The organism is Streptomyces sp. BV286, from assembly GCF_019090165.1.
Classification (GTDB): domain Bacteria; phylum Actinomycetota; class Actinomycetes; order Streptomycetales; family Streptomycetaceae; genus Streptomyces.
Genome location: NZ_JAHRIB010000177.1, coordinates 106,729 through 120,591, shown reverse-complemented (window position 1 = coordinate 120,591; position 13,863 = coordinate 106,729). Strand labels below are relative to the sequence as shown.

8 protein-coding genes and 1 riboswitch are annotated in these 13,863 nt (G+C 72.5%); all 8 genes read right to left on the bottom strand.

What is annotated here, in order from left to right; translation table 11 throughout:
• Positions 1 to 45 precede the first annotated feature (45 nt).
• The 8 genes from KUF83_RS33405 to KUF83_RS33375 all read right to left on the bottom strand — a co-directional run bounded on the left by KUF83_RS33405 (position 46) and on the right by KUF83_RS33375 (position 13,830).
• Positions 46 to 2,433 carry a SpoIIE family protein phosphatase gene (locus tag KUF83_RS33405; RefSeq protein WP_217458755.1) on the bottom strand — a complete coding sequence of 796 codons (2,388 nt, stop codon included), beginning with the start codon at positions 2,431 to 2,433 and terminating at the stop codon, positions 46 to 48.
• Between the two features lie 79 nt (positions 2,434 to 2,512).
• On the bottom strand, positions 2,513 to 3,889 hold the full coding sequence (locus tag KUF83_RS33400) for an NtaA/DmoA family FMN-dependent monooxygenase (protein ID WP_217458754.1): 1,377 nt from the start codon (positions 3,887 to 3,889) through the stop codon (positions 2,513 to 2,515).
• Positions 3,890 to 3,908: 19 nt separating this feature from the next.
• Complete coding sequence (locus KUF83_RS33395; protein WP_217458753.1) at positions 3,909 to 5,183, bottom strand: LLM class flavin-dependent oxidoreductase; 1,275 nt, start codon at positions 5,181 to 5,183, stop codon at positions 3,909 to 3,911.
• Between the two features lie 75 nt (positions 5,184 to 5,258).
• Positions 5,259 to 5,366 (bottom strand): putative leader peptide, encoded by a 108-nt coding sequence (locus tag KUF83_RS43100; protein WP_374106226.1) that lies wholly within the window; start codon positions 5,364 to 5,366, stop codon positions 5,259 to 5,261.
• A gap of 201 nt (positions 5,367 to 5,567) precedes the next feature.
• Positions 5,568 to 7,154 carry a C40 family peptidase gene (locus tag KUF83_RS42210; protein ID WP_254644728.1) on the bottom strand — a complete coding sequence of 529 codons (1,587 nt, stop codon included), beginning with the start codon at positions 7,152 to 7,154 and terminating at the stop codon, positions 5,568 to 5,570.
• A gap of 7 nt (positions 7,155 to 7,161) precedes the next feature.
• Positions 7,162 to 7,314, bottom strand: a riboswitch (cyclic di-AMP (ydaO/yuaA leader).
• A 312-nt stretch (positions 7,315 to 7,626) separates the two neighbouring features.
• Positions 7,627 to 9,597: a PQQ-binding-like beta-propeller repeat protein gene (locus KUF83_RS33385; RefSeq protein WP_217458752.1), complete on the bottom strand. Its 1,971-nt coding sequence runs from the start codon at positions 9,595 to 9,597 to the stop codon at positions 7,627 to 7,629.
• 25 nt (positions 9,598 to 9,622) lie between these two features.
• On the bottom strand, positions 9,623 to 11,200 hold the full coding sequence (locus KUF83_RS33380) for a vWA domain-containing protein (protein ID WP_217458751.1): 1,578 nt from the start codon (positions 11,198 to 11,200) through the stop codon (positions 9,623 to 9,625).
• 29 nt (positions 11,201 to 11,229) lie between these two features.
• The gene (locus KUF83_RS33375) at positions 11,230 to 13,830 is read right to left on the bottom strand and encodes a hypothetical protein (protein WP_217458750.1); all 2,601 of its coding nucleotides are present in this window, start codon (positions 13,828 to 13,830) and stop codon (positions 11,230 to 11,232) included.
• Positions 13,831 to 13,863: the final 33 nt, after the last annotated feature.

The window sequence follows — 13,863 nt, the reverse complement described above, 5'->3', positions numbered from 1 at the left end:
GCCGTGGCCGGAGCGGCGAAGCCCCGGTGCGCGCGGCCCGCCGGCTCACTGCACCGGTAGCGCCTGCTCGGCCCAGATGGTCTTCCCGGCGCCGCTGGGGCGCGTACCCCAGCGGTCGGTGAGCTGGGCGACGAGCAGCAGGCCCCGGCCGCCCTCGTCGAACGTGCGGGCCCGGCGCAGGTGCGGCGAGGTGCTGCTGGCGTCGGAGACCTCGCAGATCAGGGCGCGGTCACGGATGAGCCTCAGCTGGATGGGCGAACCGCCGTACCGGATGGCGTTCGTGACCAGCTCGCTCACCACGAGTTCCGTGACGAACGCGGCCTCGTCGAGACCCCAGCGGGTCAGCTGCTCCGTGGCGTACTGCCGGGCGGTCGCGACCACAGCGGGATCGGCCTCCAGGTCCCAGACGGCCACCTGCCCGGCGTCCAGCGCGCGGGTGCGGGCCAGGAGCAGGGCCACGTCGTCTGCGGGGCGCTCCGGGAGCAGGGCCTTGAGGACGTTGTCGCACGCGTCCTCGAGATCGCGGGCCGGGGCGGCCAGGGCCGTGCACAGCGCCGCGGTGCCCGCGTCCACGTCGAGGTCGCGGGCCTCGACCAGGCCGTCCGTGTAGAGGGCGAGCACCGCGCCCTCGGGCAGGTCCAGTTCGGTCGCCTCGAACGGCAGCCCTCCGACCCCGAGCATCGGTCCCGCCGCGACCTCGACGACCTCCACCGTTCCGTCCGGGAGCAGCACGACGGGCGGCGGATGCCCGGCCGCGGCGATCGTGCAGTGGCGGGACACCGGGTCGTACACCGCGTACAGGCAGGTGGCGCCGATCTCCCCGTCCATCGAGCTCTCGTCGGCCGCCAGGTGCCCGACCAGGTCGTCCAGGTGCGTGAGCAGCTCGTCCGGGGGCAGATCGACGTCGGCGAGGGTCCAGACGGCCGTGCGGAGCCGGCCCATGGTGACGGAGGCGTGGATGCCGTGTCCGACGACGTCCCCGACGACCAGGGCCACCCGGGTCCCGGACAGCGGGATCACGTCGAACCAGTCGCCGCCCACTCCGGCCTGCGACAGCGCCGGCAGATAGCGGGAGGCGAACTCGACCGCCGCCTGCCCCGCCATCGCCTGGGGCAGCAGACTGCGCTGGAGCGCGAGAGCCGTGGTGCGCTCCCGGGTGTACCGGCGCGCGTTGTCGACGCAGACGGCCGCGCGGCTGGTCAGCTCCTGCGCGAGTGTCACGTCGTCGCTGTCGAAGGGATCGGGGCTCTGGGCGGTGAGCAGCCGTACGAAGACCGCCACCCCGAGCGTCGTACCGCGTGCCACCAGCGGGACGGCCATCAGGGAGAACTCGTTGGCGGCCACCTCCCGCAGTTTCACGGTCCGGGCGGTGTCGAGCGCGAGCCACTCGTCGACGTCCTTCTCGCCGGTCCGGGTGACCACGGCACCGCCGGTGGCGAGCGCGCGGGCCGTCGGGGAGAAGGCCGGGTAGACGTCCGCCGCGCCCAGGTCGATCGAGGCCTCCGGGGCCCCCGCGCTGTGGGAGTGGTGGGCGACGCGGCGCAGCTCCACCTCGTCGCCCACGGGGCCGATCGCGGGTTCCTCGCCCTGGAGCACGGAGTCGAGGAGGTCGACGCTGACGAAGTCGGCCATCCGGGGGACCGCCAGCTCGGCCAGCTCCCGTGCGGTGTGGATGACGTCGAGTTTCGTACCGATGCGGGCGGCGGCGTCGTTCAGGATGGCGAGCCGCTGCCGTGCCCAGTGCTGCTCACTGCTGTCGAACGCGGCCAGCGCGACGGCGACGAGTTCCCCGGAGGGGTCGTTGACCGGCCACATCTCGATGTTCCACGCGTGCATGCGCAGCCCCGAGGGCGCGCGGGTCCAGCTCTCGTAGTGGACCGGTCCGCCCGTCTCGACGACCTTGCGCAGATGCCGCAGGAAGCCACGGCTGTGTTCGGCGTCCTCCACCGTGTCGGGGAAGAACCGGTGCAGGAACTCCGCCTCCTGGGCGCCCATGACCCGGCACGCCGTGTCGTTCATCCGCAGATAGCGCTGCTCGGTGTCGAAGACGGACATGGACATCGACGCCTGCCGGAAAGCCTGCTCCCCCAGGTCGCGGCCCCGCTCGTCGGGCGCCGCGGTGATCACGTACCCCCGCGGTTCTCCCTTGGCGCCCCGCAGCGGGCACATCCGCAGGGCCAGCTCCGCCCGTCGTCCGTCCCAGCGCCGTACGGGCACGACGGCGCTGCCGCTCCTGCGCAGGGCCAGCCAGACCGGCCGGGGCTCGCCGTCCACCAGCTCGGCCGCCGGCCGTCCGGTGACCTCCGCGGCGGCGTAGCCCGTGAGCAGCCGCGCCCCGTCGCTCCAGCCCGTGACCGTGCCGCGCACGTCGACCACCGCCATGGCGTCACCGGCCGTGGCCGCCCGCTTTCCGTCGCGCGGCAATGTCACCATGTGTACAAGAATGGTCCCATTCGGCATGCACATCAAGCCGGGTGCCGGGGCGCCGCTGTGGGCGGACGCCCCGGGAGCCCTACGACGCAGCTCGCTCGTCCCGGGCCCCGGCGTCGGGCAGCGCCAGGCCGAGGTGGTCGCGCAGGGTCGTGCCCTCGTACTCGGTGCGGAACACCCCGCGTTCCTGGAGGAGCGGGACCACGGTGTCGGCGAAGACGTCGAGGCCGCCGGGGGTGAGGTGCGGGACGAGGATGAACCCGTCGGCGGCGTCGGCCTGGACGAGGTCGTCGATGGCCGTCGCGACCGTGTCCGGGGAACCGACGAAGTTCTGCCGGCTGCCCGTCTCGATGACCAGGTCGCGGATGGACCAGTTGTTGGCCGCCGCGCGCTCACGCCATTCGCGGGCGGTGGCCACCGGGTCGCGGTACATGCGGACCTGGGCCCGGCCGCGTGCGAGGGTGTGCTCGCCGGGGTCGGGGTCGATGTCGGGCAGCGGGCCGTCCGGGTCGTACGCGGACAGGTCGCGGTTCCAGACGAACTCCAGGTGCTTGAGCGCGGTCGCCCCGCTGACCTGCCGGCGGCGCACCTCGCGGGCCAGTTCCGCCGCCTCGGCGTCCGTGTCGCCCAGGACGAAGGTCGCGGCAGGCAGGATCAGCAGCTGGTCGCGCCTGCGGCCGTGGCGGGCCAGGCGGCCCTTGACGTCCGCGTAGAACGCCCGGCCCTCCTCCAGGGTGGCGTAGCGGCTGAAAATCGCGTCGGCGCTCGCGGCGGCGAACTCCCGGCCCTCTTCCGAGTCGCCGGCCTGGAAGATCACCGGGCGGCCCTGCGGGGAGCCCGGGACGTTGAACCGTCCCTCGATGTCGAAGTGCCGCCCCCGGTGGACGAAGGCTCCGGCCTCGGCGTCGCGCAGGAACCTGCCGGTGGCCCGGTCGGCGACGATCTCGTCCGCCGGCCAGGAGTCGAAGAGTTCGTTCGCGGTGGCCAGGAACTCCTCGGCCCTGGAGTAGCGCTCCTCCTGCGGGAGGAAGCCGCCGCGGCGGAAGTTCTCACCGGTGAAGGCGTCCCAGGAGGTGACGACGTTCCAGGCGGCGCGTCCGTCCGAGAGGTGGTCGAGGCTCGCGAACTGACGTGCCACCTCGTAGGGCTCGTTGAAGGTGGAGTTGATGGTGCCGGTCAGTCCGAGGCGTTCGGTGACGGCGGCGAGCGCGGCGAGGACGGTGAAGGTGTCGGGGCGTCCGACGACGTCCAGGTCGTAGATCCTGCCGCCCTGTTCGCGCAGGCGCAGGCCTTCGGCGAGGAACAGGAAGTCGAATTTGGCGCGTTCGGCGGTGCGCGCGAAGTGCGTGAAGGAGCTGAACTCGATGTGGCTGCCGGCCGCGGGGTCGCTCCACACGGTGGTGTTGTTGACGCCGGGGAAGTGGGCCGCGAGGTGGATCTGCTTGCGGGGCCTGCTCATGGTCGTGGGTCCTTCCGGCTCAGGCGGTGGTGACGGCGTCCGCGGCAGCCGCGGCGTAGCGGTTGGCCGGGCGGGCGAGCCCGAGCAGTCCCCGCAGGGTGTCGGCCTCGTACGCGTGCCGGAAGGCGCCCCGGCGCTGGAGTTCGGGAACCAGGCTCCGGGTGATCGCCGGCAGGTCGTGGCCGGCGACGGCGGGGCGCAGGCGGAAGCCGGTGAGCCCCGCCTGATGCAACTCCTGCAGCAGATCGGCCAGTTGGGCGGGCGTGCCGGTGAAGATCCTGGCGTCGCTCGTGTACGGGTGTCCGGCGGTGCTGTCGAGCCGCTCCCTGCGGGCCGCCGCCTCGCCGGGCTCGTCGTCCACGAAGACGACCAGGTCACCGAAGAGGTGCAGGGGCTGCGCCGCCCGGCCTGCCGCGTCCTGCTCGGCGCGCACCGAGGCGACGGTCGTCCGGGCCTGTGCGGCGTCGTGCGGGGTGACGAACCCGAGGTCGGCGGAGCGGCCCAGCAGGCGGAACGGCGCCCCGGTGACGCTCTCGTGGGCGAGCGCGCCGACGAGCGGCTGCCCCTGCGGCGGCCTGGGTGTGATCGAGGGCCCCTTGACGCTGAAGTGCCTGCCTTCGAAGTCGATGTAGTGCAGTTTGTCCCGGTCGATGAACCGGCCCGTGGCGGCGTCCCGGATCTCCGCGTCGTCCTCCCAGCTGTCCCACAGCCGCCGTACCGCTTCGATGTGGTCGGCGGCCTCGTCGAACAGGTCGGCGGTCAGTTCCCGCAGCGCGGGGCTGTCCTGATCCTCGACGCGGAACCGGGGGAACGTGCGGCGCCCGAAGTGCGCGGCCTCGTTCCGGCGGGCCGACACCTGGACGCGTACGCCCGCACGGCCGGTGCTCACGTGGTCGAGGGTGGCGATGGCCTTCGATATGTGGAAGGGCTCCGTGTGGGTGGCCACCACGGTCGGCAGCAGACCTATGTGGCTGGTCAGCGGGGCGACGCGGGCCGCGATGAGGACGGCGTCGAGGCGGCCGCGGACCTGGTCGGTCCGCTCGTCGGGTTCGGTGGGGTGCGAGGACTGGAGGCCGAGGGCGTCCTCGATGGTCACGAAGTCGAGCAGGCCGCGTTCGGCCTCGGTGACGAGGTCCGCCCAGTATCCGGCGGTGAGCAGGTCGCGGGGGCGGGCCACCGGTTCGCGCCAGGCGGCCGGATGCCAGCCGGCGCCGTCGAGCGCCACGGCGAGGTGCAGCGAGGAGGGCGTGGACGCGGGCAGGGGTGAGGGCGGGGCAGAAGGTGCTGGGGACACGGGAGGTGTGCCTTCCTGATCGACCGTACGAGAAAGCCGGCCCTCGTGGGAGGGGGCGGCTGCGCGGGGTACGGGTCAGGGGCGACAGAGCGCGCCGGCGAAGCGCAACAGGTCGATGTGCGGCCGGGAGTAGAGGCGTACGCGACGCCGTGGGGCGAGCTTCGGGACATGGAGGCGGGGCACGGTATTCGGTCGCACGTGCGTCACCTCCGTCCTCACGGTTCGGCGGACCCGGGTCGGGGCGGCCTCGTCGGCGGTCCCGTGACCGGGCTCCGCTCGTCGACGCACACAACAGTACTGCCGCCGTTTTTCTTCCGGCGGCCGGGAGTTGCTGTCGGCAGGCAGGCCCGCCGTTCTTCCTCCCGGCCGCTTCGCGGTACGGACTCAGGCGGGCCGTACCGCGCCGTGGATCGCCGACTCCCCCGCCCAGTAGACCGACTCCTCGCGGATGGCCGCCCCCGGGCTCGGGGCGTGGATCATCATGCCGTTGCCGGTGTAGAGGCCGATGTGGCCGACGTGGCCGTGGAAGAGGACCAGGTCCCCGATCCGCATGTCGGTGACGGGCACCGCCGTGCCGGCCGTCGCCTGGTCGTGGACGGAACGCGGGAGCGCGACTCCGGCGGCCCGCCAGGCGGCCTGGGTGAGGCTGGAGCAGTCGTACGAGTCGGGCCCGGTCGCACCCCAGACGCAGGGCTTGCCGATCTGTGCGCGCGCGAAGTCGACGGCCCTGGCGGCCTTTCCGCCGTACCCGGCGTCGGACACGCCCTGCACACCGAGGGGCACACCGGTGCCGAGGGCGCTCCCCGTGCCGAGGGGCGCACCCGTGTCGGCGTACAGGCTCAAGCCGGGATACGTGCCGGTGTCGGAGTACGTGCCCGTGCCGGCGTACGTGCCCGCGCCGGGGTAGGCGCCGGTGTCGGTGTACATGTCCGTGCCGGCGTACCGGTCCGTGCCGAGGTACATGTCGCCGCCGAGGTACTGGTCGGCGGCGACACCGGCACCGGTGTACGTGCCTGCACCCGTGTACGTGCCTGCACCGGTGTACATGTCCGTGCCGGCACGCATGTCGGTGCCCACGCGCGTGTCCGTGCCGACGTACAGCTCACCGCCGGTGTACTGACCGGTTCCGAAAGCGGTGGGCGCCTGCTGCCACGGGGTTTCCCCGGTGCCGGGGAGGAGTTGCTCCTCGGCGGGGCGCCAGGCCGCTTCGGCCGGCCGGGACTCGATCGCCGCGATCGGGGCGGCCTGCCGGGCGACGTGCCCGGACAACAGCTCCCGGGCCTGTCCGATCTTCCGCTGCATCCGCTGCTTGGACGCCTTCAACGACGCCTGCGTCGGTCCGGCGGCCGGCGTGGACGGGGCACTGCCGGCCTCCTGCCGCGGCGCCGGAACGGCGGGCAGCGCGGGGAGGGCCCCCGTCGAAGGCCCCGCGGTCAGTTCGGCCACGGGCCCGGCGCCGGCTCCGGCGGTCGGACCTGCGGTCAGCTCCAGGACGGGCTTGTCGGCCGCCTCACGTCCTCGGCCGCCCGCTCCGCCCGCCGGGCGTCCTCCCGAACCGGCGGACGGGGTACCGCTCTGCCCGCGGTCCGGCGGGAGCACCGCGGGGAAAGCCGGGCCCAACTGCGCGCGTCCCACGTCGAACCACTGCTTCGCGACGTCCGTCAGAGGGGCGGCGGCAGCGGTGGCCCGCCCGCCTCGGCTCTCGGCCTTCGGCCTGACGGTCTCCCCCTTCACCGCGGCCATCGCGCGCGTCGCGTTGAAGTTCCCGCTGGCGCTCTCGACCCGGTCGTAGAGGTTGGTGATCCGCTGCTGGACCTCCTCGCGGCTCGGCTCGTCGCTTCTCTGGGCGGGCACGGCACTGCCGGCCGGGGAGAACTGGTCCACGGAAGTGGGGGCCGCCTTCACGAGGGCGGACCGGGACATGCCGGGGAGGCCGGGGCCTCCGGTGCGCGGCGTTCGTTCCGGCGCCATGGGAGACAACTCCTTCGGTGCTCCGCCTGCCGGGTCGGCTGTTCGGGTCCGGGCGGACTGTTCCGGAAGGCATGCCCTACGGCCTCTGCCCGCTGGGCAGTTGGGCCGATGCACCCCAAAGTCGACTGGATCCCGGCTGCCGCATGGGCGTGCCGGATGCGGCGGAGGTCGCGCGACCCGGCGAGGTTCACCGGAGGGAGTCGTACGACCTGACAGTCAACTTAACCAACATGTGTGTCTCGTGTGAAGATTGATGTGCGAAGTGTCCGATATGTAAATGTGACCTTCGTCGTACCCGAAGGAGACATTCCCGGGTTGACCATCTCGCTGCGACCACTCCGTCACCCGGCGCGACAGGAGTCGGCATGCCGGGGCGCCGAACTCGGGGACCGCGCCCGGACGTTCACGGTCCGTACCCGAGCCTCCCGGGCGACGCCCGCCGCGCCCCTCGACCCCACGCACGGAAGGTCACTCACCGGGTCAAGGAGCCGTCCATGCCTGGTCCCGGGACGCAGGGGAGAGCATGCAGGGCTCCCGACGACGAGGCGGCGTGCACACTGCGGCCACCGGGCGCGCAGGCAGTCGCCAGGATCTGGCCGCCCAGGTCGATGCTCTGCAGCGAGGTACCGTCCGCCGCGTCCAGCAGCTGCAACCGGCCGCTCCAGCCGCCCGCGTAGACCGCCGTACCGTCCGTGCACAGGGTGAAGAACTCCTCCCGTCGGCCGTGTCGCCCCTGCCACACGAGGTCCCCGGTCGCCACGTCGTGACAGTGCACGGCGCCTGCCGTGTCCGCTGTGACCACGGTGTCCTGCACGCGGATGGGCGAGGTGACCACGGGGGCTCCGAGTCGTGTCTCCCAGACGGTGGAGCCGTCGGCCGCGGCAAGACATCGCAGGGAGCCCCGGCTGTCCGCGAGAAGCAGGTGCTCATCCAGCGGCAACGGCGGCGCGAGCACCGGTGCCGGAAGCCGGGCAGGTGCCTTCCAGACCGGTGCGCCGTGCTCGTCGTCCACGCAGTGGAGGTCGAGTCCGTGCGCGGCGAGCAGGTACAGCTGGTGCGGACCGACGGCGACGGGTGAGGCCGGGACACCCGAGGCGTCCGCCAGGGGTGCGCTCTGCCACCACATGCGGCGCGTGATCGCGTCGAAGTGACGCAGGATGCCGTCCGTGTCCCCGAGGAACACGCTCTGCCCGCGCAGCAGCACCCGGGCGCGGCTGAGGGTGCCCGGAGGAGCCGACCACCACTGGCGGTGGTCGCGGGTGCTCCAGGACTCCAGCCGGTCACCGGAGTCGTACACCAGCAGTACATCCCCGTCGGCGCACAGGTGAACGGGGGCTGTGAAGCCGGTCCGGCGGGTCTTCTCCTCGCCTGTGGCGGCGTCCAGCCAGCGCACGGTGCCGCCGCGGTCGGCGGTGACCACGACGCCGTCCTCGGTGGCCACGACACTGTGCGGCCAGTCGCCGACCTCGGTGCTCCAGCTGCGCCGTCCGGGCCGGAACGGCACGGTGAGGTCGGCGGTGTCGCCCGTCCCGGACAGGACGTCCCCCAGCTGTGCACGATGGGCGGCGAGGGCGCGGTTGACGTCTGCGGGCAGTCGCAGCGCGCCGGGTTGGCCGAGGCTCGCCGCGACCTCCTCCAGTCGGGGCCGGTCGGCCGGATCCTCCGCCAGGCAGGCACGGACGAGCCGGCCGATGGGGTCGTCGGGCAGGCCGGACAGGTCGGGAGCAGCGCCGGTGATGCGGCGCACGAGCATGGCTCGGGAGTCGTTCTCCAGGGTGTAGGGCGGCTGATTGGTGAGGGCGTAGAAGATGAGGGCGCCGATGCCGAACACGTCGGTGGCGTGTCCGGTCCTGGCCAGTCCCTGGATCTGTTCGGGTGCACAGAAGTGCGGGTGGCCGATGACCATGTCCAGCGTGAGGGTGACCTGCTGGCCGCGGATCCGGGTCAGCCCGAAGTCGATGATCCACGGCCCGTCCGGGGTGAGCAGGATGTTTCCCGGGTGCAGGTCCCGGTGCAGGAGTCCCTTGTGGTGTGCGGTGGTGAGGGTGTCGACGAGCTCCGCGGCCACGGTGCGCACGAAGTCCGGGGGCAACGGGCCGCCGTGTGCGTCCATGATGCGGTGCAGCGACAGCCCGGGAATGAACCGGGAGGCCAGGGTGGGCCGCCGGCCCGATGCGAAGTCGAAGGCCAGCAACTCGGGGATCCGGGCACCCCGGCATCGCTCCAGTGCCTTGCTCTCCTGGTGGAAACGCTGCATGTGCTGGGCGTCCTCGGTGAACTGGCTCTTGAGGAGCTTCACCGCGGCCAACGTGTCCGGGCCGTGGCCCTCACTTCGGCGCCGGCCGAGGTAGACCGTGCCGAAGCCGCCGTCCCCCAGTCGTCCCACCAGCCGGAAGCCCGCGGCCTCGGACGGGTCGCCTTGCGGATCCAGGGGCGTCACCATGTCGGCCTCCTTTCGTGCGGGCGGATCACTGCAGGACGGCTGTCTCGGAGGTCGTCTCGTGCGAGATACCGATGCCGCACAGCACCGTCGACTTGCCGAGCTCACAGGTTCCGGTGTCGCGCAGCTGTGCCCCGCCGGGACGCGCCGCCTCCCGCTCGCAGGTCAGGACGAGGACCAGACGGCCGCGCTCCTGCCGGCCACGCACGGCGATGCGGGCGCGTACCTGTCCGGCGTCGGTGTCCTGGTCGACCTCCCGGCCGCGGAGCGGGATGCTCTGGCGCTGGCCGGTGCGCAGGTCGGTGACGACGAGGAAGCCGGAGAGTTCGGGATGCAGCTCCTTGTGGCGGCGCCACCAGGCTGCGGCGCCGAGCAGCAGGACGAGCAGGACGAGGGGGTAGAGCCAGCCCGGTGTCCGGCCGGGGACGCTGCCCCGTACGTCGAGTTCGGAGACCACGGGCTTGCCGGTGGCGAACGAGCCCTCCGCCAGGGAGCCGCGGATCGTGGAGGTCCAGGGAGAGGTCACCTGGGCGCGCAGTGCCGCCTGGCTCGCGTAGTCGTGTGAGACCGGAAACAGGCTGAAGCGGGGTTCCTGATGCCAGGTCAGGGTCGCTCGGACCGTCTTCCGCTGCCCCGGCCGGAGGGTGATGGGGCCGCCGGGCGTGGTGATCGTGGCGTCGCCGGTGCCCGTCAGCCGAACGGTGAGCGGCACGTGCCCGGCCGTGGATCGCAGGGTGATGTCGAGGGTCCGGCTTCGTTCGCCGGTGGTGTCACCGGCCGACACGGTGACGTGTCCGGAACCGGCACGGTGTACGTCCTTGCCTGCGACCGAGACGGTGACGGCTGCGCCCCGGTCGGAGCGCAGCAGGCTGACCGCCTTCTGGGTGCGGACCTGGTCCTTGGCGGCACTGAGCTGCGAGCCGAGGGCCTCCGGGTCGACCGGCAGGATGCGCGGGGTGCCGAAGGCACTGCCGAGGACCTCGGACACGCCGGTGCCCTCGGCGAGCGGAAGGCCGTAACCCATGATCCTGCGGTCCGCGTCCAGCGTGTCGTAGCGGTCCTGCAACCGCTTCCAGGCGGGGCTGCCGAGCTTGGCGTAGGGACTGCCGGGTGCGTTGACGGCGCCGTCGGTGAGCATCAGGACGGCGCCGACGGGGGCCTTGCTGCGGTCGAGCTGGTCGGCTGCGGCGTCCAGGGCGGCGCCGTGGTCGCTCGCCGACTCCTGGGCGCTCCTGGGCAGTTCGCGGTCGATCAGCTCGTCGGTCCGGTCTGCCCGGGACATGGGGTGGACGACGCTGGTCGCCCGGCCGAAGGTGATGACGGCCACCTGGTCGGCGGCGGTCAGGGAGTCGAGAAAGTCACCGAGGCGGCGTTTGACCGTGGTGTAGAGGGGGGTGCCGTCGGGTCCCTCGTCCTGCATGGAACTGGAGACGTCGACGAGCACGACGTACGCCGCGGGGACGTCGTCGACCTTGAGCGAGCGGAAGATGTCGTCCCGGGACGCGGGAGGGTCCGCCGCCGTGGCGGGAGCCTGGCCGGCCAGCGCGAGCAGGGCCGCGAGGACAATCAGCAGCGTACGGTGGGCTGTTGCCCGGATCAGTGACATGAGGTGTGTCCCCCTGGGTGGTGCGTGGTTCAGATGCGGGTGCGGCCTGCGGAGGTCGCGAGTCTGCGGAGCCGTTCGATCTCGTGCTCGAAGCGCCGCTTCTTCTCCTGGAGTTGCTGGATCTCTCGGGATGTCGCGGACTTGCGGTTGTTCAGTTCTCGGATGGCGTGGTCGCAGTAGTGCCGCAGCACCGGGCTGTCGTGTCCGTTCCGGGCGAGGGCGCGTTCGACGTCCTCGCGTTCCTCCAGGGCATGGCCGTCGCCGACGTAGTGGGCCCATTGCATGAGGTAGGCGTCGAGGAAGCGCAGGACCCGCTCGCCGGTCCGGCCGCGCAGCGCCCAGGCCTCCACGGCGGCACAGATGCCGTTGCTCTCTACTCCGGAGCGGCGGGCCGCGTACGCCTGGGCGGCGAGCGTCTCGCAGTCCTGGGGCGTGCCCGAAAGCTGCGACGCGACCCCGTACACCTCCCGCAGGGCGAGGGCGGACCGCAGCTCTGGCACCCGCTCGGCGATCCGCTGGAGCCACTCGCGGTCTTCCCGTGTCTCGTTCCAGTGCGGCGCCTCGGTGGCCAGTCGCTGCACCGCGTCGGCGACGATCTGCGCGGAGGGGCCGGACCCGTCCAGGATGCGTGAGGTCAGAAGACGGGCGGCCGGACCCGGCCCCTCGCCGCTGTCGGGATCCACCGCGAGGACCCCGGCCAGCAGGTGCTGGACGATCGACGGGGCGTCGGGGCGTACGGGCCGTGGATCGAGTGCCGCGTACAAGGTGGTGAGGTAGGTGTCCACCCGGCCGGCCGGGTGGGGCGTGCCGGGCCCCGGCACGGTCTCGACGGCGGTGGTGAAGCCCGAGGGCGGCAGGCCGTGGAGCGCGCACAGCACGTCCCAGCGTGCCGCGGTCTCCGGGCGTACCGTGGCGGGCCGTCGTGTCAGTGTTCGGGTGAGTGGCGTTCGTGCCGCCTGTCCGGTGGTGCTCGGCCTCGCACGGAGCGCGGTGTCGAGGAGGCCGTGGAAGAAGTCCGGTTGGAGCAGGTGGTCGGCGCGACCGCAGACCATCGCGGCTTCGAGCAGTCGCGCGGCGCCTTCCGGATGCTTGGCCGCCCATTTGCGGTGGACGCCGGACGGAACGGTGCCCGAATTCAACAGGTCGAGCAGCAGGGGCAGTTCGGGATGGCCGGCGATCTCCTGGCCGGGTCCTTCGCACAGCCACTCGAGCCAGGCGTGGAGCCTCGCGGCCGGGTCCGCCCTCTCGTACAGGGCCTGAACGAGTCGGCCCGCGAGGCCGGGGACGGTACGCAGCTGGGCCTGCGTGAGGGTCATGGTGCCGGGGGTGAACGGGGCCACGACCGGCAGGAGCCGTTCGACCACCGGGTCGGACGTGTTCTGTACGTGGTCGGCCCTGATGTCCTCGATGACGCAGGCGAGCGCACCGTCCAGAGGGTGCAGGCCCTCCCTGGTGTCCCGCAGGGCGGCGCGCATGCTTTCGAAGTTGCCGCGGGCGACGTCGGTGTTGTTGTCGAGGAGGTCGTTGATCAGTTTGGTGCGGTACTGGTCGGCGGTGTCCGGGTCGGCCATGTGGGAGGCCAGGACAGCCAGGTCGAAGGAGGGGTCCTCGAGTTTGCGGGTGGTGAGGACGGAGAGGGAGTCGGCGTCGATCTCCTGCTCGCTCAAGGCCAGGTCGATCCGCTCGCTGGTCACCTCGTGGCCTTCGCGGAGCTCCTGGGCGACGGCGAGTGCGGGGTTGAGCGCGGCCAGGACCTCGCGGGCGCGGACGTGCGCGGAGGGGTCGGCGATGTCCAAAGGCGCCCGGGCGTCGGCCAGGTGCTGCAGCACCCGCTCGCCTCCGTACTCGGTCCAGCTGCGGATGAGCAGGTCGTGGTAGGAGCGTGCCTCGGGGGACAGGGCGTCGAGGTCCGGTTCCTTCTGACCCCACGCGAGGCAGGTTTGGCCGGGGTCGGCGGTGTTTCCCCAGTACAGGCGCATGGGGACGTCGGACCCTGAGCTGGTGCAGGTGGCGGCGGACACGGTGGCGCGCATGCCGAAGGGCAGCAGCGCCGCCACGGTGTCGAGCACGAGCAGCAGCTCCAGGGGCTGCCAGCCGCGGGCACCTGTGACGACCAGGGTGCCGTCCAGGAGATGGGCCGCGGCGGCTGCAAGCCACAGCGGGCCGTCGGAGACCCGGGGGGTGACCAGGTGGCCGATCCTGGTGAGCAACTGGTCGCCGTTGCAGAAGGGCAGGACGGCCGGTCCGGCGCCCGGCTCGGCCAGCTGGGGCGCCGCGTCCAGGGCGGCCCCGGCGAGGGCACGCCAGCCCAGTCCGGCCGCGTGGACGTCGTCGTAGCGGAAGGCGAGGTGGGTGATGCGGTAGATCGGGCGGTTGGCGTGGTCGAGGGCGTCGGTGGTGTCCAGCAGGAAGACGCCGATGGTGGGGGTGCCGTCCGGCTGGGTGGTGGAGCCGATGGTGATCCACGGCAGCTGCTCGCCACGGGTCGGTGTGCCGGGTGACCAGTGGTGGATGGCGCTGTTGAAGTCGGCGCTGCGGTCGGGCGGGTGGGCGGCGAGCACCTGGTAGCCGCCGTTGGTGCCGGGCTCCTTGCCCCACACGGCCCATTCGGCGATCAGCCCCGGTTCCATGGCGTTTCCTCTCCTCGGGTGGTGGCGAAGTCC